This is a genomic window from Streptomyces sp. NPDC048295 (assembly GCF_040652135.1).
Classification (GTDB): Bacteria; Actinomycetota; Actinomycetes; order Streptomycetales; family Streptomycetaceae; genus Streptomyces.
This window is the reverse complement of the sequence record NZ_JBEZLL010000018.1, coordinates 148,951-172,552: the sequence shown is the minus strand read 5'-3', so window position 1 is coordinate 172,552 and position 23,602 is coordinate 148,951. Positions and strand designations below refer to the sequence as shown.

Genomic DNA, 23,602 nt, shown 5'->3' with positions numbered 1-23,602 from the left:
TCGTCGGATATCGCGACACCCCAGCTCAAGAGGTTGAGGCCTTCAACTTACTCACAGAGCGTTCACAGAATGTACGAAACAGGTTCGATCAGGACCGGGGAAACTCCGCGGCCACCGACTCGGCGATCTGCGCCACGTTCAACGCCGCGCCCTTGCGGAGGTTGTCACCGCAGACGAACAGCTCCAGACCCCGCGGATCGTCCAGTGACCTGCGCACTCGCCCGACCCAGGTCGGATCCGTGCCGACGACGTCGGACGGTGTCGGGAAGTCCCCGGCCGCCGGATTGTCGTACAGCACCACGCCCGGAGCCGTCGCCAGGATCTCGTGGGCCCGGTCGACCGCGATCTCGTTCTCGAACCGGGCGTGCACGGACATCGAGTGCGTCGCGACGACGGGGACGTACACGCATGTCGCCGCGACCCGCAGGCCCGGCAGGTCCAGGACCTTGCGGCACTCCTCGCGGATCGCCAGTTCCTCCGACGACCAGCCGTCCCCGGCCTCGGTCCCGGCCCAGGGCACCACATTGAGGGCGACCGGGGCGGCGAAGGGGCTGCCCTCCGCATCGCCCAGGGCCCTGCGTACGTCCCCCGGCTTCGTGCCCAGTTCCGTACCGGCGACCATCGACAGCTGTTCGCGCAGCGCGGCGACACCGTCCCGGCCCACCCCGCTCACCGCCTGGTACGAGGAGACGACCAGTTCCCGCACCCCGAATTCGGCGTGCAGCGCACCGACCGCGACGATCAGCGCGAGCGTCGTGCAGTTCGGGCTCGCGACGATGCCGCGTGGCCTGATCCGTACGGCATGCGGGTTGATCTCGGGCACGACCAGCGGGACGTCCGCGTCCAGCCGGAACGCGGCGGAGTCGTCGATGACGACGGTGCCCTTGGCTGCGGCGATCGGCGCCCACTGCGCGGAGACCTCGTCGGGCACCAGGAACAGCGCCACGTCCACGCCGTCGAAGACGTCCTCGGTGAGTTCGAGGACCTCGCTCTCCTCGCCGCGCACGACCAGCTTGCGGCCGGCCGAACGCGGCGAGGCGATCAGTTTCACCTCGCCCCAGACATCCGCGTGCTGCGAAAGGATCTGGAGCATGACACCGCCGATCGCCCCGGTCGCTCCGACGACCGCGAGCGAAGGACGGCGCGCGGTCATCGGCCGGTGCCCCCGTAGACGACGGCCTCGTCGGAGTCGCTGTCCAGGCCGAAGGCGGTGTGCACGGCCCGCACGGCCTCGATGACGTCGTCGGCGCGGGTGACCACCGAGATGCGGATCTCGGACGTCGAGATCAGCTCGATGTTCACACCGGCGTCCGACAGCGCCTCGAAGAAGCCCGCCGTGACCCCCGGATTGGTCTTCATACCGGCGCCGACCAGGGAGATCTTCGCGATCTGGTCGTCGTAGCGCAGCGACTCGAAGCCGATGCTGCCACGGTTGCGCTCCAGGGCGTCGATGGCCTTGCGGCCCTCGGCCTTCGGCAGCGTGAACGAGATGTCGGTCAGACCGGTCGACGCGGCGGAGACGTTCTGCACCACCATGTCGATGTTGATCTCCGCGTTCGCGATGGTGCGGAAGATCGCGGCGGCCTCGCCCGGCTTGTCCGGCACGCCGACGACGGTGATCTTGGCCTCGGAGACGTCATGGGCGACTCCGGAGATGATCGCGTGCTCCACCTTCTGGTCCCCTTGCGGCTCGTTGCTGACCCAGGTTCCGCGCAGTCCGGAGAAGGACGAGCGGACGTGGATCGGGATGTTGTAGCGGCGTGCGTACTCCACGCACCGGTGCAGCAGCACCTTGGAGCCGGACGCGGCCAGCTCCAGCATGTCCTCGAAGGAGATCCAGTCGATCTTCCGGGCCTTCTTCACGACCCGCGGGTCGGCGGTGAAGACACCGTCCACATCGGTGTAGATCTCACAGACCTCGGCGTCCAGCGCGGCCGCCAGCGCGACGGCGGTGGTGTCGGACCCGCCGCGGCCGAGGGTGGTGATGTCCTTCTTGTCCTGGGACACACCCTGGAACCCCGCGACGATCGCGATGTTCCCCTCGTCCAGCGCCGTACGGATACGGCCCGGCGTCACATCGATGATGCGCGCTTTGTTGTGGACCGAGTCGGTGATGACGCCCGCCTGGCTGCCGGTGAAGGACTGGGCCTCGTGGCCCAGGTTTTTGATCGCCATCGCCAGCAGGGCCATGGAGATCCGCTCTCCGGCGGTCAGCAGCATGTCGAACTCACGCCCGGCAGGGATCGGGGATACCTGCTCGGCGAGATCGATCAACTCGTCCGTCGTGTCGCCCATCGCTGACACCACGACAACCACCTGGTTGCCGTTCTTCTTGGCATCGACGATTCGCTTGGCGACACGCTTGATGCCCTCGGCATCGGCTACGGAGGAGCCTCCGTACTTCTGCACGACAAGGCCCACGTGCGCTCCTCGCTCAGTCCATTACTGCGGTCGACTCAGTTTAACGAGCAGTCCGGAAACGCCTCGCTGATATCACATGGTGAGATGTCCCGCTCAGCAAGTGATCATCGGTGTGTCGCCCGGACTGCTCGTACACGTCCTGCCCGCCGCGTGGACCCGCACGCCCGCATGTGAGCCGACCCACATGCCTGGCGGTCCGGGTCCACGATCCGGCGGCTCTCCCCCTCCAGCCTGGACCGGAACCCAGCCATCCGCCCTTCGGAGGCCCCGCCACGCGCAAACCGGCGCCCGCTGCCGGAGAGCGCCGGCCTCGCTGCCGGTCACCGCGCCGGAGAAGGCCCGGACCTGGCCCACCGCCCCGCAGGTACGCGCCATCCAACGGACCTACGCCCCTCGGCCGACCTGGAGGGAGCCGCCACTCGTCCAGCCGCCACGGAACTCGGCAGTACCCGCAGTCCTGGCGCAGCCGTCCACGCAGAGCATGATCCGGTTCGCCGCATCGTCGCGGACGAGCGCGATCCGGTGCCCCGCGCCGCCCCTGGCCGCCGTCCGGCTGCTCGAACCGGGTGACCACCACCTCCGGCTCACAGACCGTCCGCATCGGGCATCACCGGCTCCCGGCTGGATGAGGACGGCTCGTGGCGGACCTCGAACGCGTCACCATGCCCCCCTCCCCGGGAGAGGACCGTCATCGGATGGTGGCTCCCGGGCGGCCCGCCGCACCTCTGATCACTCGGATGCGCCCCCCTTTCACCGCCCGTGTTCGTCACAGGCCGAGAGGAGGCAGGCAACGCGCCCCGGCAACAGCGCGCGCTTTACGGCCGGTCACCGCCGGGCCGCTACTGCACCGGCCGCAGCCCCAGCGGTCCCGCGATCTCCTCGGCCATGACGCGGCCGGCCTCCTCGGCCAGGTCGTCGTCGATGGTCTCCGAGTCGGTGTCCAGGCCGTCCAGTTCCTGGAGGGGCTGGTTGAGGCGGATGTGGGCGATCAGGGACTGGAGGGCGCGCAGGGTGGCGGAGGCGGTGGAGCCCCAGTTGGAGAAGTAGGAGAACTGCCACCACCACAGGCCCTCGGTGGTGCGGCCCTCCTCGTAGTGGGCCAGGCCGTGGCGCAGGTCGGTGACCAGGTCGGCCAGGTCGTCCGAGATCCGGGCCGGGACCGGGGCCTTGCGGGGCTCGTACGGGTCGAAGACCTCGGAGTAGACGTCGATCGGCTCCAGCAGGGCGGCGAAGCGCTCGCGCAGGCCGTCGGCGTCCGGCTCCGCGCCCAGGTCCGGCTCGTAGCGCTCGTCGGGGACGATGTCCTCGTACGCGCCGAGCCGGCCGCCGGCCAGCAGGAGCTGGGAGACCTGGAGCAGCAGGACGGGGACGGCTTCCTCGGGCTCCTCGACCTTGGACACCTCGGTGACCGCGACGATGAACGTCTTGATCTGGTCGGCGATCTGGACGGCGAAATCGTCCGGGTCCTGCGTGACGGAGTTCAGCGTGGCGTCAGACATCGAGGGGACCTCCCGTGGGCACGGTCGCGAACGGTGAGTAGAACATAGCGTCGCTGAACGTAAAGCCGCCGTGAGTCGCGGGAACGGTCGTGGAAACGGGCGTCGGAAGAACATCGGAAGACATGAGGGCGTCAGACATCGAGCAGGCGCCTCCCCTCGAAGGCGCGGCCCAGGGTGACCTCGTCCGCGTACTCCAGGTCGCCGCCCACCGGCAGGCCGCTGGCCAGCCTGGTGACCCGCAGGCCCATCGGCTTGATCATCCGCGCCAGGTACGTCGCCGTGGCCTCGCCCTCCAGATTGGGGTCGGTCGCCAGGATCAGCTCCGTGATCGAACCGTCGGCGAGGCGGGCGAGCAGCTCGCGGATGCGCAGATCGTCCGGGCCGACGCCCTCGATCGGGCTGATCGCGCCGCCGAGCACGTGGTACCGGCCCCGGAACTCACGGGTCCGCTCGATCGCGACGACGTCCTTCGGCTCCTCGACCACACAGATCACCGACAGGTCCCGGCGCGCGTCCCGGCAGATGTTGCACTGCTCCTGCTGGGCGACGTTGCCGCAGACCGAACAGAACCGGACCTTGTCCTTGACCTCCAGGAGGGCATGGGCGAGGCGGCGCACATCGGTCGGCTCGGCCTGCAGGATGTGGAAGGCGATCCGCTGCGCGCTCTTGGGACCGACGCCGGGCAGCCTGCCCAACTCGTCGATGAGGTCCTGAACCACGCCTTCGTACAACGGGAACGCCTTCCTTTCCTGTTCTGTTCTGTTCCAGTCAGAAGGGGAGGCCGGGCACGCCGCCCAGGCCCTGGGCCAGCGGGCCCAGCTTCTGCTGCTGGAGCTGCTGCGCGTTCTCGTTCGCCGCCTGGACCGCGGCGACGACGAGGTCCGCGAGCGTCTCGGTGTCCTCCGGGTCGACCGCCTTCGGGTCGATCACCAGGTTGCGGAGCTCGCCGGAGCCGGTCACGGTCGCCTTCACGAGACCGCCACCCGCCTGGCCCTCGACCTCGGTCCTGGCCAGTTCCTCCTGGGCCGCGGCGAGATCCTGCTGCATCTTCTGGGCCTGCTGCAGCAGTTGCTGCATATTGGGCTGACCACCACCGGGAATCACGGTCACTCCTGGCATTTCGACGACAAAATGTTTCGGTATGCCGAGCCTACGTGGTCATCGGGCGGCTCGCCCCACCCACTGGCGAGCAACCCTTTCGAGTGAGATTCAGGCAGCCCTTGCCGGGCTCCTATACCTGATCACAGGCTCCGCACACCCGGGAATACCGCGTTTTCTGCCCCATGGCCCACCATTCGGCGGTAGGAAGGGCATGCACATCAGGACACCCAGGCCCACCGTCCGTCACGCAAAGTTACCTCTGCGGGACTGTCGGCCACGCCGGAGAGCAGTGAGCACCCCGCCGCCTCGAAACACATCGCCACATCAGGCGTCGCTACGCAGAATGCAGAGGAGTACCCGGTGAGTCAGCCGGAGATGCAGCCCGAAGGGCCGCCCCGCAACGAGCCCGGCCCGGCCGGCTCGGACTCCCGCGCACGGGGCCGGGATCTGACCGGTACCCCGTTCCCGCTCGGCGACTGGGGCGAACCCGCCGACCGCCTCGACGAGCTGTACCGCTGGGTCGAGACCGACGCGCTGCGCACCGCCGACTGGTATCTGAGCGACCGGGTGGGGAAACGGCGCGGGGCCAGGGCGCTGCGGATCGGCACCGCGTTCGGGGCGGTCGCGGGCACCGCGCTGCCGCTGCTCGACCTGACCGGGGCGCTGCACGGGGCGGCGGGCTGGGGCTATCTGTCGCTGCTGCTGGGTGCCGCGAGCATGGCCTGCGACCGGTACTTCGGCCTCACCTCCGGCTGGATAAGGAACCTCGCCACCGCCCAGGCCGTGCAGCGGCGCCTCCAGGTGCTCCAGTTCGACTGGGCCTCGGAGTGCGTACGGGAGGTGCTCGGCCCGACCGAGGGGACGGCCAGCGAGGCGGCCGAGCGGTGCCTGGGCGTGCTGCGGCGGTTCTCGGAGGACATCACGGAGCTGGTGCGCACCGAGACCGCGGACTGGATGGTGGAGTTCCGGGCCGGCCCCGCGCCGATGGGGATGCAGACGCTGTCGTCGAACGGCGGCAACGGTGGGCGTACGGACCACGGGGTGCTGTCGGGACGGTTCCCGCTGCAGACGATGACCCGGCCGAACATGCCGCGCCAGCGCCCTCCGGAGTCCCCTCGGTGACCTCGCGGGCGCCGCACAGGCCCTGGGGCCTCTCGTTCGGATCACGGGGCCTCTCGTTCGGATCACGCCGGGCTCGCGGGGCCCGGCTCGATCCGAACGAACGACCCTAGCTGAAGATGATCATCGAGCCCTGGGCGAGGCTGCGAGTGGCCGCCGCGTGCAGCCCCAGCCAGACGTGCCGCTCGCGGGCGAACGGGCTGTTGTCGTAGGGGATCGGGGCCGCCGGTTCCTCCAGGGAGGTCGGTGCGGCGGGCGGCAGCGGGGCGGCCGGCGGGTTCGCCGGGTCGATGCCGATGGACGGGGCGACGTACTGCAGTTCGCGGAGCAGTCCGTGCGAGGAGCCGAGCGGACCACCGCCCTCCAGCAGGTCGTCGGCGGAGAGCGGGGCGGCGAAGTCCAGCGGGACGTACGCCCCGGCGTGGTCGTAGTGCCAGACCAGATGGGACTGACGGGCCGTCGCCTCGAACATCTCCAGCAACTGCTCGTAGTCCCCGCCCAGTTCGCCGACCGGCGTGACGGCGAGGCCGCTGAGCTGGAGCAGGAAGGCGCGGCGCAGGAAGTGCAGGGCGTCGTAGTCGAAGCCCGCGACCGGTGCGACGTCGCCCGTCAGCCCCGGCATGTAGGTGTACACGGGGACGGGCGGCAGTCCGGCCTCGCCCAACGCCCTGTCGTAGACGGCTATCTCTTCGGCGAACGGGTTGTCGGGGCTGTGGCACAGCACATCGACGAGGGGGACCAGCCACAGGTCACAGGCCACGAAGTCTCGCTCTCCCACGGTGCGCATCGGATGTTCAGGATGGTCGGGACAGCGTAATGCGGTGGGCGCGTTGCGCACAGTGGCCGTCGGCGGCCCGGACCCCGGCGGGGCGGAGCGGGGGCTGCTACCGCGGCGCCCCGGGGTCCGGGGCCTGTCCGGCCGGGCGGCCGTCGCGGCGCGGATGCCCGAGCTCACCGGCCGCGAGCCGGTCCGCCCAGTTCAGCGCGTGGGTCCTGTAGTCGTCCAGCACCGCGCGCACCGCGTCGTGTTCGCCGAGTGTGATCGCCGCGACGAGGTCCTCGTGGCCGTGCCAGAGCCAGTCCCGGGCGGCCGGTTCATGACGCAGGTACGGCACCGCGAACACCCAGGCCTGGACGCGCAGTCGATGCAGGAAGTCGTTGATGTACGTGTTGCCCACGAGCGTGCCCAGTTCGCGCCAGAACCGCAGGTCGTAGCCGATGAGGATGTCGAGGTCGCCGCCCCGCGCCGCGCGTGCGGCCTCCTGGGCCCTGCGGCGTACGGAGACCAGGCAGTCCCGGTACCCCCCGGACTGCACGGTCGAGAGCCCGGCGCCGAAGAAGATGCCGCGGACGACCCCGTCGATGACCAGGGAGCGTGCCTCGACCAGGGAGCGGTAGTCGGCGACGGTGAACTCCCTTACCCGGAAGCCCCGGTGCTGGTCCGATTCCAGCAGCCCCTGCGCGGAGAGGTCGAAGAGCGCCTCGCGCACCGGTGTCGCCGATACGCCGTACTGCTCGGCGATCTGCTTGACCGTGAACTCCCGCCCCGGCTGCAGACGCCCGGCGAGCACCTCGTCACGCAGCGCGTCCGCGATCTGCTGCCGCAGCGTACTGCGGGTCACAGCTCCGCTCGCGCACATGGCGCCCCTCCCCATTTTCTTGCCTGCGGTCACCTTAAGCCAGGGCCGCTGTGCCCGGATCCGGGCAGGGGAGGGGCGCGTCGCACTTTCGGGCAGCACCACCGACTGTGCTGCCGGACCCGCGCGGCCCCGGACCGTGCGGGTCCGGGGCACGCGGGCCCGGATCACACGGTGTGCTCGTCCGCGACCGACAGCGCCGCGTCGAGGGCCGCGAGGCCCTCCTTCGCCTCGGCCTCGGTGACGTTGCAGGCCGGAACGGCGTGCGTGCGGTTCATGTTGATGAAGGGCCACAGACCGTTCTTCTTGGCCGCGGCGCCGAAGGCCGCCATCGGCGCGTTGGCCTCGCCCGTCGCGTTGTACGGGACCAGCGGCTCGCGGGTCTCCTTGTTGCGGACCAGGTCCAGCGCCCAGAACGCGCCGAGGCCGCGGACCTCGCCGACCGACGGGTGGCGCTCGGCGAGTTCGCGCAGGCCCGGGCCGAGGACCGTCTCGCCGATGTGGGCGGCGTGCTCGACGACCTTCTCGTCCTCCATCACGTGAATGGTGGCGACGGCCGCCGCGCAGGCCAGCGGGTGACCGGAGTAGGTCAGTCCGCCCGGGTACGCGCGGGTCTCGAAGGTCGCGGCGATCTCGGCGGAGATCGCGACACCGCCGAGCGGTACGTAACCGGAGTTGACGCCCTTGGCGAAGGTCATCAGGTCCGGCACCACGTCGAAGTGGTCGGCGGCGAACCACTTGCCGGTGCGGCCGAAGCCGGCCATGACCTCGTCGAGGATGAAGACGATGCCGTACCGGTCGCAGATCTCGCGGACGCCCGCGAGGTAGCCGGGCGGCGGCGTCATGATGCCCGCGGTGCCGGGGATGGTCTCCAGGATGATCGCGGCGATGTTGCCGGGACCCTCGAAGGCGAGGGTGTCCTCCAGGTGCTGGAGCGCGCGGGCGCACTCCTCGGCCTCGGTCTCGGCGTGGAACGGCGAGCGGTAGAGGAACGGCGCCCAGAAGCGGACGACGCCCGCCGAGCCGTTGTCGGACGGCCAGCGGCGCGGGTCACCGGTCAGGTTGATCGCGGTGGAGGTGGCGCCGTGGTACGAGCGGTAGGCGGAGAGCACCTTCGAACGGCCGGTGTGCAGCCGGGCCATCCGGACGGCGTTCTCGACGGCCTCGGCCCCGCCGTTGGTGAAGAAGATCTTGTCCAGGTCGCCGGGGGTGCGCTCGGCGATGAGGCGTGCGGCCTCGGAGCGCGCCTCGATCGCGAACGCGGGGGCGAAGGTGGCGAGCTTGCCCGCCTGCTCCTGGATCGCGGCGACGACGACGGGGTGCTGGTAGCCGATGTTGGTGTAGACGAGGCCGCTGGTGAAGTCCAGGTAGCGGTTGCCGTCGTAGTCCCAGAAGTACGCCCCCTCGGCGCCGGCGACGGCGAGCGGGTCGATCAGACCCTGGGCGGACCAGGAGTGGAACACGTGCGCGCGGTCGGCGGCCTTCACGGCCGCACCGGCGGCGGGGTCGACATGAGGGGCATGAGGGGTCATGCGGCGAGCGTAGGCGGCGCCCGGAGCGGTCCGACATGGCCACCTTGTATGGCGTGGCGCGCTCTGGTGGGCAGGGTGTCGGGTCGTCGGCGTACGGGCCGGGCCCACGCCTCCGGAACCCCTCAATCCTCCCGAAGCCGCAACCGGCCCGGCCGTGCGCGGCGTGGATCCCTATGATCGAGCGAGCCACGCCAGGCACGGTCAGTTGAATCCCGGGGGAAGGACGTGTCAGCGCCATGCAGAGCCTGACGCCACAGGATCCGCGCGCCATCGGCGCGTACCGGCTGCTGGGGCGGCTCGGCGCGGGCGGTATGGGCCAGGTCTATCTGGCCCGGTCCGACCGCGGCCGCACCGTCGCGATCAAGCTGGTCCGTGGCGAACTCGCCGAGCAGCAGGAGTTCCGCGACCGGTTCCGCCACGAGGTGCGGGCCGCCCGCCAGGTCGGTTCCACCTGGACCGCCCCGGTGCTGGACGCCGACACCGAGGCCGCCGTGCCCTGGGTCGCCACGGGATACGTCGCCGGCCCCTCGCTGCACGCCACCGTCACCGGCCGCCCGCGCACCCCCGAGGGAGCGGCCCCCGGTGCGTACGGCCCCCTGCCGGAACGTTCGGTCCACATCCTGGGGGTCGGTCTCACCCGCGCCCTCCAGGCCATCCACACCGCCGGGATCATTCACCGCGACCTCAAGCCCTCCAACATCCTGCTGACGATCGACGGGCCGCGCGTCATCGACTTCGGCATAGCCCGGGCACTCGACACCGTCACCGGGGGCAGCGTCACCCGCACCGGGGTCCTGGTCGGATCGCCCGGATTCATGGCGCCCGAGCAGGTGCGGGGCGAGCGGGTGACCCCGGCGTGCGACGTGTTCTGTCTCGGCTCGGTACTGGCGTACGCCTCGACCGGCCGGCTTCCGTTCGGGGCGTCCGACAGCGGTGCGGCCGCGCAGATGTTCCGGATAGCGAAGGAGGACCCGGACCTGACCGGCGTCCCCGTGGACCTCGTCGAACTGGTCCGGGACTGCCTGCACAAGGACCCGGCCGCCCGGCCGACGACGGACGCGATCCTGGAGCGCCTGACCGGCGACGACATGGTGGAACCCTGGCTCCCGGGCGCGTTGATAGCCCAACTGGGCCGCCATGCTGTTGAGTTGCTCGACTCGGAGGATCCGGAGGAGGTGACGGCGGACGAGCCGGCCCCCGCGCCGGACCCGACACCCCCGACGCCCACCCACACGTCCCCGCCGCCCACCCCCACGCCCCCGTCCACGCCTCCCGCGGACTACCTCCTGCACCCGCCGTCCCCGGCGGCCGTCACCCCGACCCCGACCCAGGCCGCCGCACCGGCGCCGCACGGGGCCCCCGCCTACGGCTATCCGCCGCTGGCCGGGCAGGGATTCGGCTCCCCGCAGAACCAGGCCGGGTACGGGTATCCGCCGCAGCATCAACAGCCCTACCAGCAGCCCGGGTTCGGCCCCACGCCCCCGTACGGCCCCACCTTCCCCACCGCCCCGCAGCCCGAGCCCAAACCCGCCCGCCGGGGCAGGGGTTCGACCATCGCGCTCATCGCCGTCGCCGTGCTCGTGGCCATCGGCGCGGGCGGCTCCGTCTATGCGCTCATGAACGGCAGGGCCCCGGCCCCCAAACCGGGCCCCACCGTCTCCCCGCCCGCCTCGGGCGCATCGGGCGCATCGGGCGGCGACCCGTCGTCACCGGACCCCTCCCCGACCGCCGACCAGAAGAACGGCGACGGCCCCATCCCCTCCGGCTACATCGGCACCTGGTCCGGTTCCGTCGACAACGCGGCCGGTCACTCGACCCGGAAGCTCGTCATCCGGCAGGGCCCGGTCGGCCAGAGCGTCCTCACCCTCACCGCGGACGGCCCGCTCGACACCGGCGGCTCCTACCACTGCGTCTTCCGGGCGAGCCTGTCCTCGGATCCCTCCCAGGGCGGCCCGGTCGAGATCGGCCCCTCCACGGTCACGGTGGGCGAGCCCATGACGTCCTGCACCCCGGGCGGCGCCACCACGCTCACCCTCCTCCCGGACGGCACGCTGAGCCGTGAGAACAACGACAGCGGCGACAAGCTCACTTACACCAAGGACCAGTAGCAAGAAGGGTGTTCACACCTGGAGACGCAGGGCGGAAGTCCGCCGATCAGCGCCTCGGGAAGGTGAGTACACGCGCCCGGCGCCGTGCGGAGATCCGGTCACGGGCTCCGGGCCCTCGTGAATCGCCTTACCTCAGCGTGCAGTTGGCGGCAGGAGCAGCGCAAGGAGCGACGTCCTGCGGTGGTTCGATTCCCGCCGCGGCGGCGAGTGCATCGGAGTCGCCGCCCGTCCTCACTCCGTCCACATCCAGGGCTCCAGGGTTCCCGAAGGCCCCGCCTCCGCCCTCGCCCCCGATGCCCGGTCGACGTTCCCCACCTGGGCGAACCGACCATCCGCGAGGCCGGAGCCGCCCGGCCCCACAAATGTGTACGACTTGTGGACGCCATGGCATACCCTGCGTTCCTGGGCCGCACCCCTGACTCGTCTCCGGGCGCCATGCGGCCCTCTCTTACCGTGGGGGTAAATCATTTTGCGTACGCGCAGAATCTCGACCGCGACCTCGCTCGCAGTCCTCTTCAGCTCAGTGGTTCTGGTCGGCGGGGCGGCGAATCCGGCCGCTGCCGACTCCAGCAGGGTTCTTCCCGCCGCTTCCGTCGGCGACGTCGTCGCGGACGGCGTGCACCAGCGGGTCTTCATCAGTGACCCGACCAGTGGCAAGGTCCTCGCCACCGACTACAGCGGCAACGTCGTCGGGACCATCCCGTCGCTGCCCGGCGTGACCGGCCTCGAACTCTCCGCCGACTCCGGCACGTTGTACGCGGGGGTGCGCGACGCCGACGCCATCGCGGCGATCGACACCGCTGCTCTCGTGGAGTCCGCACGTTACGCGACCGGCGCGAACACGAAGCCCGCCCACCCGGCGCTGGCGGGCGGCAAGCTCTGGTTCGGCTACGGGGCGGCGACCGAGGGCAACATCGGGTCGATCGACCTGTCCGGTGCCGAACCGGTCGTCACCCTGGACCAGGAGCCGGACCGCACCTGGTACTCGGCCCCGACCCTGGCGTCCACGCCGGGCGCCCCGGGCACGCTGGCCGCCGGGATCGAGGGGCAGAGCCCCGTCCAGCTGGCCGTGTACGACGTCGCCTCGGGGACGGCCACGCGCACCGCGCAGATCCGCACCGACGGCAGCAACCTGCGTGACCTGGCGCTGACCCCGGACGGCTCGCAGGTCGTGGTGGCCAGTGGGGCCCCGTACCGCCACCAGGCGTACCGGACGTCCGACCTCACCACCGGCACCTCGTACCCCTCCGACGCGTACCCCAACGCCGTCGACATCGCGCCGGACGGCACGGTCGCCGCGGGCATCGACGGCTCGTACGAGCCGGATGTGTACGTCTACAAGCAGGACACCACCACACCGATCCGGACGTACGACTTCCCCAACACCGGGACCAGCAGTGGATCGGACCTCCTGGTGCCGGCCGGGCTGGCCTGGGCACCGGACACCAGCCGGCTCTTCGCGGTCACCGAGAACAGCGCGGGCGTCCGTTCGCTGCGGGTGCTCACCGACGCCGTGAAGTCCCCGAGCACCGTCACGGTGAGCGCTCCGGAGAAGTCCGCGCTCGACAAGAAGCTGACCGTCACCGGGCGGGTGAAGTCCGCGGGCTCCTTCCCGGCGGGTTCGAAGGCCACGGTCACGCGCACCGACATCGAGTCGCCCAAGGGCAAGGCGCTGCCCCCGGTGACGCTCAAGCCGGACGGCAGCTTCTCCTTCACCGACACCCCGGCCGCGGGCGGCCAGGTCACCTACAAGGTGTCGTACGCGGGCGACGCGACCCACTCGGCGGCCTCCGGCTCCGACACGGTCGCCGTTTCCCGGACGGCCACCTCGCTGACCCTGAACCACAACAAGGCGCTGTACTCCTACGGTGCCGATGTGTCGTTCACCGCGCACCTCGGCAAGACGTACAAGAACCGCACCGTCGAGCTGTGGGTGGACCCGTTCGGGTCGGACAAGCCCAACAAGCTGGTGAGGACCGGCAAGGTCAACTCCAAGGGCGACCTGTCGACCACGGTGGACATGACCCGGGACACCACCGTCACCGCGGTCTTCAAGGGCGACGGCCGGTACGCCCCGAAGAAGGTCACGTCGACCGCGTTCGCCAAGGTGAAGGTCTCGACCTCCATCTCGAAGCAGTACAGGACGGCGAAGATCGGCAAGACGTCGTACCGGTACTTCCACAAGAAGACCGACCCGGTCTTCACGACGACGATGACGTACTACAAGAACCGCTCGCACAAGCTGTCCCTGGAGCTGTACTACCAGGGCAAGTGGTACGACGCGGGCTCGCAGTACTTCAAGCTCGGCACCGACGGGAAGTCCCTCGTGACGCTGAAGGGCACCCATGACACGGGCTACCGGATGCGCGTCCGTGCCTCGTACGTCAACGGCACCTCGGGCGACTCGGTGAACTCCACCACGCACGGCGCCTGGCAGTACTTCATCTTCACGAAGTAGCCGGACAGCGGTGGCCGGCCCCGCGGAGGGCAGGGCCGCACGCGGACGGCAGGAGTGCGGGGCCGGGCGGACCGCCCGGCCCCGCACCCGTGGCCGGCCCCGTCGGACACGTACTTACCGTGTGCGGGCCGGTGCGGGGTCGGGGGTGGTCCGGGCCTCGTAGAAGGACGGCCGGAGCCGGCCGGTCAGCGCCAGGAAGGCGACGAACGCGCCTGTGGCGATCCAGCCGGGCCATCCGACCATGCTCATGTGCATGGGGTCCAGTGCTGCATCGGGATCGGCGAACTCCACGACCATGTCGACGCTCACCGAACTCACGAAGGCATGGCCGAGGACGGCCGGTACGACCGAGCCGGAGCGCAGCCGCAGCCAGGTGAAGACCGGCAGGATGAGGATGCAGCTCACCAGCATGCCGGGCACCGACACGTACCAGGGCCGGCCCGGGTACTGGCCGCCCATCAGGAGCGTGGGCAGGTGCCACAGGGCGAAGGCCGAGCCCGTGATCGCGTACGCCCGTATCAGGCTCCGGCGGTCACCGTCCTGCGCGAGGCGCGGAAAGAGGTAGCCCTGCCAGCCCAGTTCCTCGCCGAAGAAGAGCGGGAGCGACACCAGCATGCCCAGCACCGCTGCGGTCGCCCACGAGCCGAGCCCGTTCCAGTGCACTCCACCGAACGGGTAGTGGCCGGCGAGGGTGCTGATGACAAGAGCGGCCGTGGTGAGCCCGGCGGGGACGAGCAAGGCCAACAGGCACGTCCGGACGGCACGCCCCCAGGGCTTCGGCCATCGCAGGGCGAGCGTGTCCCGCACCCGGCCGCTGCGCTCGACAAAGCGGACGACGAGGATCGCGGCGAGGGCGGGCGCCAGCATCGCGGCCGAGATGCACACCTCCTGCAGCGTGCCTGTCTCCTCGCGTGCGCTGCCGCGCTGGTAACCGGAGGCCAGGAGTGGTGACATGGCCGCCCACATGCCGATGTAGGCGACGCCGAGGAAGATGAACAGACCACGTCGCCGGTTGGCGAGCGGTATCTGCCTGGTGGAAAGCTTCATGATGTGGAACCTACGGATCGGCGCGACGCCGAGGAATCCAGCTGGGTCGTGTATCGACAGGGGAGCCGACTCCACTGTCCGCGGGGGATCTCTCTCCACCTCTCTCGTCGCTCGGGCGAGTAAGTGCAGGTCGCGGCAGGGGTGTTCGCCTCAGCCGAGCAGTTCACGCAGTCGGCCCGCCTGCCGCTCAGCCGTACCGGGCGGGTTCCTGCGATGTGCGGGGTCTTCGAACGCGAGAATGAACAGCCAGGTCAGGGCGAGCAGACGACGGCACTCCCGCAGCCGGACGCGCTCCTCGGCGGTCAGCTCGAAACAGTCGAGGAAGGCCGTGGCGTCGAAACCTCCGTCGACCCAGCCGGCGACATGCTCGGTGATCTCCGCGAGCTCGAAGGCGCGGTCGCTGCGGCCGGAGTCCTCGAAGTCGACCACTCCGACACGTGAAGTCTCCTCGTCCCAGAGGTAGTTGGCGAGGTTCCCGTCACCGGGGCCGAAGACCGGTGCGCCGGGGGCGTCCGGCCCGGCGGCGAGGCCCGACCTGTCCAGCCAGGCGATGCCCTCGCGCAGCGCCGCCCGCACCACGGCTGCGGCAGTCGGTCCGGGACCCCGACCGTGCCAGGTGCGCAGCCGCGCGACCAGCCCGGCCTGGTGGTCCGGGCGCATCGGTACCCGGGCAAGACGGTCGTACGGGACCGCCCGGTACAGCGCGTCGAGCGTCGCGGCGAGCGCCGCCGTTCTCTCCGCGTCCACCGGTGACCCCCGCAACGGGACCCCCGGCACGCGCGACATCACCACCGTCGGCGTGGCGGCGTCACGATCGACGGCGATCGGTGCGGGGGCGAGTCCCGGTGCATGGGCGTCCAACAGGGTCAGGGCCCGCCACTCACGGTCGAGCTGGGCGCGGGCATCGCCCTTCCGGTACCGCTTCGTCACCACGTCGTCGCGGATCTCGATCGTATGGGTGCTCCACAGCGCGGAGTTCATGCGCCCTCTAGACCAGCGGCTTGGCCGACATCAGCAGGTGCCGGTGGGCGGGGCGGAAGGCCTCCGGGTCCTCGCCGGGCGTCAGGCCGGTGACCATCGCGCGCTGCCCGGGGCCCATCAGCTCGAACCTGATCACGGGGGTGTCGAACGAGCCCAGAGCGTCCATCAGATACGCGGGGTTGAAGGCGACCGTCAGTTCGTCGGCGTCCTCCAGGGCGGCGGGCAGGCGCTGGGAGGCCACGTCGTCCTCGTAGCCCGCCTGGAGCAGCACCGAGCCTTCGGCGAACGTGAGATGGAGCGGGCTGCCGCCCTCCGCGACCACGGCGACCCGCTTGACGGCCTCGACCAGGGGCGCCCGGTCCGTCCGCGCCGTGACCGCGCCGGTCATCGTGAACAGCTTGTCGTGACGCGGCAGCCGGCCGTCGAGCAGACGCACCGTCGTACGCATCCCGGCCAGTTCGAAACCGGCCGAGCCGGCGTCCAGCGCGAGCCGGACCATGCCGCCCCGGCCGAAGGAGCGGGCGATCTCGGTGAGCCTGCGGGCGGAGACCACGACATCGGCCGGCACACCCGCCGGGGCACCGTCCGCACCGGGCTTCCAGGCGAGGGTGCGCACCGCGAACCGGTATCGGTCCGTGGCGGCGAGCGTCATCGTGTCGCCGTCCAGCGCCAGCCGGATGCCGGTCAGCACCGGCAGCGAGTCGTCCCGGCCCGCCGCCACCGCCACATGGGCCACGGCGGCCGCGAACTCCTCCGCGTCCACCTCACCGAGCACCTCCGGCAGCGACGGCAGCACCGGGTAGTCGTCGAACGGCAGGACCGAGAGGCCGAACCGGGCTCCGTCGCTCGCCAGCGAGAACCGTGAGCCCTCGACCGCGCACTGCACCACCTTCTCGGGCAGCACCCGGCAGACATCGAGCAGCCGACGGCCCATGACCAGCACTCTCCCGGCCCGTACGGTCTCCGCCTCCACCTCGATGCGGGCGGACGCCTCGTAGTCCAGCCCCGAGATGCGCAGCCGGCCGTCGGCCGCCTCCAGCAGCAGCCCGCCCAGCACCGGAACGGGCGAGCGGGTGGGCAGCACCCGGGCGGCCCAGGCCACGGCGTCGGTCAGCGTGCTGCGCTCGATACGGAATTCCATGGCGGCGGCCTCTCCCGGTCGGCTCCGATCACGGTCGTGATCCCGCGCCGACACTAGGGGCCGCCACTGACAACGGAAGAAGAAGAACGGTTGCGGCCGACGCGACAGCGGCCACCCCCGTGAGCCGCTGCTGTCGCCCCCCTGCCCCTCCCCCGAGGGTGCCGCAACCGTGTTCGGACTCTAGGTCCTCGGGTAGGTACTCGAAAGCTTCAATTCGCACGGTGTGGGCGGCGGAAGGTATCAGTCCGCACAATCAAACCGGTACCCTTCATTCCGGTTTTTGGGCAGGAGTGGAGGATCTGTGCACGCGCGGGAACGGGCCGATGACGTACTGCGGATGTACCGGCTGGCCCGGTCCGGCGGGTCGCGGGAGCTTCTGCACTGGGTGTCCGGCCGGGCGGCGGGCTGGGCCGGGCTCCTCGACGGGGACGGCACCGTGCTGCACGGCGTGACCCGCGGCCCGGACCGTACGGGCGTGGAGGCGGCCGCGCTGGCGGGTGAGTACGCGAAGACCCTGTCGGGGCTCGAAGCCCGCTCCTTCGCCTTCGACCGGGGCCCGCACACCGCGCTGCTCTTCCCGCTGGACGGCGCGCCGGACGCCGCCGCTCCGATCCTCGCCGTGGTCGCGCCGCGCCCGCTGCCGGACGGGCTGGTCATCCTGCTCTCCGACGTGGCGATGCCGCTCGCCATGTGCTGGGCCGCGGAGGCCGTGGAGCGCAGGCGGCGCCGCGTCGTCCTCGCGGAGTCCCGCAGCCGGGAGGCGGTGCTGCACCTGCTGATGACGGGTCAGCTGTCGATCGCGCACCAGGTGGCGGGCGCCCTGCGGCCCACGCTGCCCGACCCCGTGCGGGTGTACGTCGTGGAGTGCCCGGCCGGCCGCCGCGACGAGGTGACCCGGATCTGCACGGACCTTTCCGGCGGGCGGTCCTGGATCGTCCGCTGCCCGGTCTACGCGCGCCATCTCATCCTCGTCGTGCCGGCGGACGCGGACCTGGCCGAACAGCGGCTCGGCCTCCGGGTCGCCGAGGTGGTGACCGAGTGCGTCGTGGGGGTGAGCGAGGACCTGCCGCTGCCCGACACGGCGACCGGCTACCGCCAGGCGTTCCACGCGCTGGCCGTGGCCCGGGGACTGCCCGACCGGCATTCCTGCTTCGGCTCGGCACCGGACCCGGCCGTGGTCGCCGGGGCGGCCGGCGCGCGGTGGGCGGACGAGCTGCTGCACCCGTTGCTCACGTACCTGCCCCGGCGCAGCCAGGACCCGGGCAGCCAGGAACTCGCGGCGACGCTCGCCTCCTGGCTCGCGTTCTCCTCGCACGCGACCCAGCATCTGAAGATCCACCGGAACACCCTGGCCGCCCGGCTCCGGCTGATCGGCGAACTGCTCGGCCTCGACCTGAACCGGGTCGGCGACCAGGCCGCCCTCGACCTCGCCCTGCGCATCCGCGCCACCCCCACCGGCCCGGGAAAGGCCCGCCGGGACGAGCGGGCGGACCGGCCGCCCCTGGGCCTGGACGACATCCTGGGCGTCCCGGCCGTGCGGGAATGGGCGGTCCAGCAACTGCGCCCGCTCACCGGACCCGACACCCCCAGGAGCGCCGCCGACCCGCAGGAGACCCTCCGCGCCTGGCTGCACTGCGAGGCCCAGCTCGCCCCGACGGCAGAGTCCCTGGGCATTTCGGTGCCGGGGGTGCGCAAGCGTCTCACCCGGCTCGAATCGGCGCTCGGCCGCTCACTGCTCCGGACGCCCAGCGCCCGTTACGACCTGTGGCTCGCGTTCCGGTCCCTGGACGTCGCGGGAGCCGGCACCGCCCGCTGAACCGAAGAGGGGGCGCGTCCGGCCGGAGCCGGGCACGCCCCCGTCGGGTGGGGGGGGTCCACAACCGCGGACCCGCGGAATGCGGGTCAGCAGCCCAGATTGGAGCCGGGCGTGGTGCCGAGGATCGCCACGAACGCCTGGTAGCGGTCGATACGGCTCTGGACCTGGGCGGGGTTGCCGCCGTTGCACTCCAGGGAACCGTTGATGGAGCGGATCGTCTCGCCGAATCCCGCGCCGTTCACCATGGCGTTGTGGGCGGTCATGGTGCCGGGTCCGTTCTGGGTGTTCCAGTACCAGAGGCCGGTCTTCCAGGCGACCGAGGCGTTCTGCTCGACCAGGTACGGATTGCCCAGCAGATCGATGCCGAGGGCATCACCGGCGGCCTTGTAGTTGAAGTTCCAGCTGAGCTGGATCGGCCCGCGGCCGTAGTAGGCGGCCTGGCCGGCCGGGCAGCCGTAGGGCTGGCTGCTGTCGCAGTAGTGCGGGTAGTTGGAGGTGTTCTGCTCGACCACGTACACCAGACCGCCCGTCTCGTGGCTGACGTTGGCGAGGAACGCCGCCGCCTCCTGGCGCTTGACGGTGTCGCTCCCGGTGTTGGCGAAGCCCGGGTAGGCGCTCAGGGCCGCGGTCAACCCGCTGTACGTGTAGAACGGATTCCGGTTCGGGAACATCTGGTTGAACTGCGCCTCGCTGACGACGAAGCCGGACGGGTTGCCCGGGTCCGTACCACCGCCACCGCCGCAACTGCCCTGGTCCGCCCAGACGTCGGAGCTGCCGGGGGTCTCGTTCTGGGTCCACCACTTGGCGGTCCAGTTGTGCCCGTTGTAGGAGGCCGTTCCGCCGCCGGTGTAGACGGACGAGGAGTTCCAGGGCGCCGCGCAGTCGGCCGCCGCGGCGGTGGTGGCGGGGAGAACGACGACCATTGCGACGACCGCGCCCAGCGCGGCCAGCAGGCCCATGATGCGTCTGATCATGCGATCACTCCTTCGGTGCGGCGCAACGAGCCGGGCGGTGCACCGCCATGGGGGGGTGACGGCCACTCAAGCGTTGCTGGTCTGGACCTGTCAAGGTCTGGACCAACAGCGGAAACCCTTCCCGGCGGAGCACCCAGGGGCCCGCCGGCGGCTCGTTCGCACCACCACCCCGGCCCTCAACAGGAGTGATTCCGGAAGGAGTTCATCCGGATCATGCCCCGCAGCGCGGACGGGCCCGAAGGTAAAAAACCTCCGGGCCCGTCCAGCATGCGGAACGCCGGACCCGGCCGGCCCGGCGGCGAACCGTCAGCAGCCCAGCCGGGAGCCCGGCGCCGTGCCGAGGATGCCGGTGATCCGTTCGTACGTGGCGACCCGGGCCGCGACCGAGGCGGGATTCCCGCCGTCGCACTCCAGGGCGCCGTTGAGCGACCGGATCGTCTCGCCGAATCCCGCACCGCCGACCATCGCCTCGTGCGAGGTCATGGTGCCGGGACCGTTCTGGGTGTTCCAGTACCAAAGGGCCGTCTGCCAGGCCACGGACGGGTCCCGCTCGACCAGCCAGGGATCGTTGAGCAGATCGAGGCCGAGCGCGTCGCCCGCGGCCTTGTAGTTGAAGTTCCAGCTGAACATGATCGGGCCCCGGCCGTAGTACGCCTTCTGCCCCGCCGGGCAGCCGTACGGCCGGCTGTAGTCGCACTTGCGCCAGTAGTTGTCCTCGTTGATCTCCTTCACGTACTGGAGACCGACCGACTCGAAGTCCGCGTGGGTCAGGAACGCCGCGGCCTCCTGGGCCCGGGTGGTCGCCGTGCCGGTGTTCGCGAAGCGCGGGTAGGCGTGCAGGGCGTCGATCAGGCCCTGGTACGTGTAGAAGGGGTTGCGGTCCGGGAAGATCTCGTCGAACTGCGCCTCACCGATGACGAAGTCCGAGACCCCGCCGGTACAGGCCCCCTGGTCGGCCCAGACGGTCGTGGCGCCCGGACTCTCGTTCTGCGTCCACCACTTGGCCGTCCAGTTGCGGCCGTGGTGCGAGGCCGTACCGCCCTGCGTGTAGGCGGTCGACGAACTCCATACGGGCGCACACCGCGTGGCCGGGCCGGAGGCGGCGGATGCGGATGCGGTGGGGAGGAACGCGGCCGCCGCGACGACGGAACTCAGCACGATCAGAAGGCTCTTGATGCGTTTCAGCGCTGCTCACTCCTTCGACAGGGCACGCCGAACACCTCAGCGGGCCGTCTGGACGTCCCGCCACTCAAAACCCAATGGTCTGAACCTGTCAAGGTCTGGACCATTGACCCGCGCGCTCCGGAAGAACGGACCGCCGGGGCGGGCGGAGCACCGGCGGCCGGGGGTACCGGAGCACCGGCGGCCGGGACGCCGAGAGGGCCGGGACTCGCCGTCCCGGCCCCCTCGGTGTTCGCCGCTCCTAGAGGAAGGAGTTGATCTCGATGGTCTCGGTGCGGCCGGGGCCGACGCCGATCGCGGAGATCGGGGCGCCGGACATCTCCTCCAGCGCCTTCACGTACGCCTGCGCGTTCTTCGGCAGGTCGCCGAAGGTCTTGGCCTTCGTGATGTCCTCGGACCAGCCGGGCAGCATCTCGTAGACCGGCTTCGCGTGATGGAAGTCGGTCTGGCTGTACGGGAGTTCCTCGACGCGCTTGCCGTCGATCTCGTACGCCACGCACACCGGGATCTGCTCCCAGCCGGTCAGCACGTCCAGCTTGGTGAGGAAGAAGTCGGTGAGGCCGTTGACCCGGGTCGCGTACCGCGCGATGACCGCGTCGAACCAGCCGCAGCGACGGTCGCGGCCGGTGGTGACACCGCGCTCGCCACCGATCCGGCGCAGCGCCTCGCCGTCCTCGTCGAGCAGCTCCGTCGGGAACGGGCCGGCGCCGACGCGGGTGGTGTACGCCTTGAGGATGCCGATGACCCTGCTGATCTTCGTCGGGCCCACGCCGGCACCGGTGCAGGCGCCGCCCGCGGTCGGGTTCGACGAGGTGACGAAGGGATACGTGCCGTGGTCGACGTCGAGCAGCGTGCCCTGACCGCCCTCGAAGAGGACGACCTTGCCCGCGTCGATGGCGTCGTTCAGGATCAGTGTCGTGTCGGCGACGTAGGGCTTGATCTGCTCCGCGTACTGGAGCATCTCCTCGACGATCCTGCCGGACTCGATCGCGCGCCGGTTGAAGACCTTGGCGAGGAGCTGGTTCTTCTGCTCCAGGGCCGCGTCGACCTTCTGCTCCAGGATCGACTCGTCGTAGAGGTCCTGGACGCGGATGCCCACCCGGTTGATCTTGTCGGCGTACGTCGGGCCGATGCCGCGACCGGTCGTGCCGATCTTGCGCTTCCCGAGGAACCGTTCCGTCACCTTGTCGATCGTGACGTTGTACGGGGTGATCAAATGGGCATTGCCGCTGATCAGCAGCTTGGACGTGTCCACGCCGCGGTCGTTCAGCCCACTCAGCTCGGAGAGCAGGACGGCCGGGTCGACGACGACACCGTTTCCGATGACCGGGGTACACCCCGGCGAAAGGATTCCGGAGGGGAGGAGATGCAGTGCGTACTTCTGGTCACCGACGACCACCGTATGGCCGGCGTTGTTGCCGCCTTGGTAACGCACCACATAGTCCACGGATCCACCGAGGAGGTCGGTGGCCTTTCCCTTGCCCTCGTCACCCCACTGAGCACCGAGCAGCACAAGTGCGGGCACAGGCGTACACCCCTTCCGGGCGGGGCATGTCCAAGGTCAGGGGGCGTACGTAAACGTCGTACATGCCGTACGACGATGTACGACAAGGCCTGAACCGTCGAACCGGGTGCCCCGGAATAGACGAAGCCCCTGGCGCAATAGCGCAAGGGGCTCTTGCACCAAGATGCTACCCGAGGAAGGACCGAGGTGTCGGCTGCCCAGCCCCCCGGCGACGGTGCGCACCAGCTGCTGGTGGTCATCGACCCGGTCGCCCGCCGGACCGACGGCGAGTCCGTGCGTATCGCGAAGGACGTGCTGAGCGCCGGTTCGCACGCCAAGATCTGCCTGCCCGACGGGCCCGAGGAATTCGCCCGGGCCCTGGCCCGCCGGGGCAGTCGGCGGCCGGTGGTGGTCGGCGACGACCGCGCACTGCGGCGGGCGGTGGCCCAGCTGCACCGGGAGCGCGAGCCCGCCGGGGGAGCGCTCTCACTGATCCCGGTCGGCACCGCGGCCGCGCTGGAACTCGCGCAGTCGCTCGGCGTGCCGATGGGTGCGGTGGCCGCTGCGCGCACCGCGCTGGACGGTGCCGCGCACAGGCTAGACCTGCTGGTCGACGACAGCGACGGCGTGGTCCTGGGCGCGCTGCGCATCCCGGCCCCGAGCACGCTGCCGGGCGCGGCGCCCGGGCACACGGGGGTCACCGCGGTCTGGGACAGCTGCCGCAACCTGGTCCGCACCCTGGTGCGCCCCACCCCTGCGACGCCTGCCGCCCCGTTGCCGACGCACCGCCTGCGGGTCGAGGCGGACGGTGTCCTGCTGAACGATCTGGACCGCCCGGTCGAATCGGTGACCGTGACCGCGCAGGGCGGCGACGGGGGCCTCGCGGAGGTGGTGATCCGCCCGCCGTCGGCCGATCCGGTGACGGCGGAGGCGAAGGCCGTCACGGTCTCGGGCGCGGACTTCCGCTACCGGGCGGACATACAGGTCGGCGGCCCGGTGCGGACGCGGACCTGGACGGTGCGGGCGGGGGCCTGGGGACTGATGCTGCCGGCGGGCGAGGAATAGCCTCCGGCCGAGGGGTG

Annotated in this window: 19 protein-coding genes; 5 read left to right on the top strand and 14 right to left on the bottom strand. The window is 70.8% G+C overall.

Going from position 1 to position 23,602, the window contains the following annotated elements:
- Nucleotides 1-88: 88 nt before the first annotated feature.
- From AB0D53_RS25865 to AB0D53_RS25845, 5 genes are all read right to left on the bottom strand, one after another.
- Complete coding sequence (locus tag AB0D53_RS25865) at nucleotides 89-1,153, bottom strand: aspartate-semialdehyde dehydrogenase (protein ID WP_362450561.1); 1,065 nt, start codon at nucleotides 1,151-1,153, stop codon at nucleotides 89-91.
- Nucleotides 1,150-2,421, bottom strand: a complete 1,272-nt coding sequence (locus AB0D53_RS25860; RefSeq protein WP_072487889.1) for an aspartate kinase — start codon at nucleotides 2,419-2,421, stop codon at nucleotides 1,150-1,152. Before AB0D53_RS25860 ends, AB0D53_RS25865 begins: the two co-directional genes overlap by 4 nt.
- Nucleotides 2,422-3,260: 839 nt before the next feature.
- Nucleotides 3,261-3,920, bottom strand: coding sequence for a DUF5063 domain-containing protein (locus AB0D53_RS25855; protein ID WP_329820307.1), 660 nt, complete (start codon nucleotides 3,918-3,920; stop codon nucleotides 3,261-3,263).
- Between the two features lie 131 nt (nucleotides 3,921-4,051).
- Nucleotides 4,052-4,651 carry a recombination mediator RecR gene (recR, locus tag AB0D53_RS25850; RefSeq protein ID WP_329820306.1) on the bottom strand — a complete coding sequence of 200 codons (600 nt, stop codon included), beginning with the start codon at nucleotides 4,649-4,651 and terminating at the stop codon, nucleotides 4,052-4,054.
- Nucleotides 4,652-4,688: 37 nt separating this feature from the next.
- Entirely contained in the window at nucleotides 4,689-5,024 is a 336-nt protein-coding gene (locus tag AB0D53_RS25845; RefSeq protein ID WP_189543466.1) for a YbaB/EbfC family nucleoid-associated protein, read from the bottom strand.
- A 357-nt stretch (nucleotides 5,025-5,381) separates the two neighbouring features.
- On the opposite strand from AB0D53_RS25845, the gene AB0D53_RS25840 reads away from it, so the two are divergent.
- Nucleotides 5,382-6,143, top strand: a complete 762-nt coding sequence (locus AB0D53_RS25840; protein ID WP_362450556.1) for an SLATT domain-containing protein — start codon at nucleotides 5,382-5,384, stop codon at nucleotides 6,141-6,143.
- 106 nt (nucleotides 6,144-6,249) lie between these two features.
- Here AB0D53_RS25840 and AB0D53_RS25835 read toward each other — a convergent pair whose 3' ends face one another.
- The 3 genes from AB0D53_RS25835 to AB0D53_RS25825 all read right to left on the bottom strand — a co-directional run bounded on the left by AB0D53_RS25835 (nucleotide 6,250) and on the right by AB0D53_RS25825 (nucleotide 9,309).
- Complete coding sequence (locus AB0D53_RS25835; protein WP_362450616.1) at nucleotides 6,250-6,900, bottom strand: hypothetical protein; 651 nt, start codon at nucleotides 6,898-6,900, stop codon at nucleotides 6,250-6,252.
- A 124-nt stretch (nucleotides 6,901-7,024) separates the two neighbouring features.
- Nucleotides 7,025-7,780 (bottom strand): GntR family transcriptional regulator, encoded by a 756-nt coding sequence (locus AB0D53_RS25830; RefSeq protein WP_362450554.1) that lies wholly within the window; start codon nucleotides 7,778-7,780, stop codon nucleotides 7,025-7,027.
- A 164-nt stretch (nucleotides 7,781-7,944) separates the two neighbouring features.
- Nucleotides 7,945-9,309, bottom strand: a complete 1,365-nt coding sequence (locus tag AB0D53_RS25825; protein ID WP_329820303.1) for an aspartate aminotransferase family protein — start codon at nucleotides 9,307-9,309, stop codon at nucleotides 7,945-7,947.
- 236 nt (nucleotides 9,310-9,545) lie between these two features.
- Between AB0D53_RS25825 and AB0D53_RS25820 the strand changes: the two genes are divergently transcribed.
- Both AB0D53_RS25820 and AB0D53_RS25815 read left to right on the top strand, forming a co-directional pair.
- Entirely contained in the window at nucleotides 9,546-11,417 is a 1,872-nt protein-coding gene (locus AB0D53_RS25820) for a serine/threonine-protein kinase (protein WP_362450552.1), read from the top strand.
- A 469-nt stretch (nucleotides 11,418-11,886) separates the two neighbouring features.
- The gene (locus AB0D53_RS25815) at nucleotides 11,887-13,875 is read left to right on the top strand and encodes an Ig-like domain repeat protein (RefSeq protein WP_362450550.1); all 1,989 of its coding nucleotides are present in this window, start codon (nucleotides 11,887-11,889) and stop codon (nucleotides 13,873-13,875) included.
- Nucleotides 13,876-13,989: 114 nt separating this feature from the next.
- On the opposite strand, the gene AB0D53_RS25810 is transcribed toward AB0D53_RS25815, so the two are convergent.
- The 3 genes from AB0D53_RS25810 to dnaN form a co-directional block, all read right to left on the bottom strand.
- On the bottom strand, nucleotides 13,990-14,922 hold the full coding sequence (locus AB0D53_RS25810; RefSeq protein ID WP_362450547.1) for a CPBP family intramembrane glutamic endopeptidase: 933 nt from the start codon (nucleotides 14,920-14,922) through the stop codon (nucleotides 13,990-13,992).
- Between the two features lie 150 nt (nucleotides 14,923-15,072).
- Nucleotides 15,073-15,903: an aminoglycoside phosphotransferase family protein gene (locus AB0D53_RS25805; protein ID WP_362450544.1), complete on the bottom strand. Its 831-nt coding sequence runs from the start codon at nucleotides 15,901-15,903 to the stop codon at nucleotides 15,073-15,075.
- A 7-nt stretch (nucleotides 15,904-15,910) separates the two neighbouring features.
- Nucleotides 15,911-17,044 carry a DNA polymerase III subunit beta gene (gene dnaN / locus AB0D53_RS25800; RefSeq protein ID WP_362450541.1) on the bottom strand — a complete coding sequence of 378 codons (1,134 nt, stop codon included), beginning with the start codon at nucleotides 17,042-17,044 and terminating at the stop codon, nucleotides 15,911-15,913.
- A 337-nt stretch (nucleotides 17,045-17,381) separates the two neighbouring features.
- Here dnaN and AB0D53_RS25795 point away from each other — a divergent pair, with 337 nt between their 5' ends.
- Complete coding sequence (locus AB0D53_RS25795; RefSeq protein WP_362450613.1) at nucleotides 17,382-18,860, top strand: helix-turn-helix domain-containing protein; 1,479 nt, start codon at nucleotides 17,382-17,384, stop codon at nucleotides 18,858-18,860.
- An 86-nt stretch (nucleotides 18,861-18,946) separates the two neighbouring features.
- Here AB0D53_RS25795 and AB0D53_RS25790 read toward each other — a convergent pair whose 3' ends face one another.
- The 3 genes from AB0D53_RS25790 to AB0D53_RS25780 form a co-directional block, all read right to left on the bottom strand.
- Nucleotides 18,947-19,834 (bottom strand): glycoside hydrolase family 19 protein, encoded by an 888-nt coding sequence (locus tag AB0D53_RS25790; RefSeq protein ID WP_362450538.1) that lies wholly within the window; start codon nucleotides 19,832-19,834, stop codon nucleotides 18,947-18,949.
- 306 nt (nucleotides 19,835-20,140) lie between these two features.
- Nucleotides 20,141-21,019, bottom strand: coding sequence for a glycoside hydrolase family 19 protein (locus AB0D53_RS25785; RefSeq protein ID WP_362450611.1), 879 nt, complete (start codon nucleotides 21,017-21,019; stop codon nucleotides 20,141-20,143).
- Between the two features lie 238 nt (nucleotides 21,020-21,257).
- Entirely contained in the window at nucleotides 21,258-22,541 is a 1,284-nt protein-coding gene (locus AB0D53_RS25780) for an adenylosuccinate synthase (RefSeq protein ID WP_329197109.1), read from the bottom strand.
- Nucleotides 22,542-22,727: 186 nt separating this feature from the next.
- On the opposite strand from AB0D53_RS25780, the gene AB0D53_RS25775 reads away from it, so the two are divergent.
- Complete coding sequence (locus AB0D53_RS25775; RefSeq protein ID WP_362450534.1) at nucleotides 22,728-23,585, top strand: diacylglycerol kinase; 858 nt, start codon at nucleotides 22,728-22,730, stop codon at nucleotides 23,583-23,585.
- Nucleotides 23,586-23,602 lie beyond the last annotated feature (17 nt).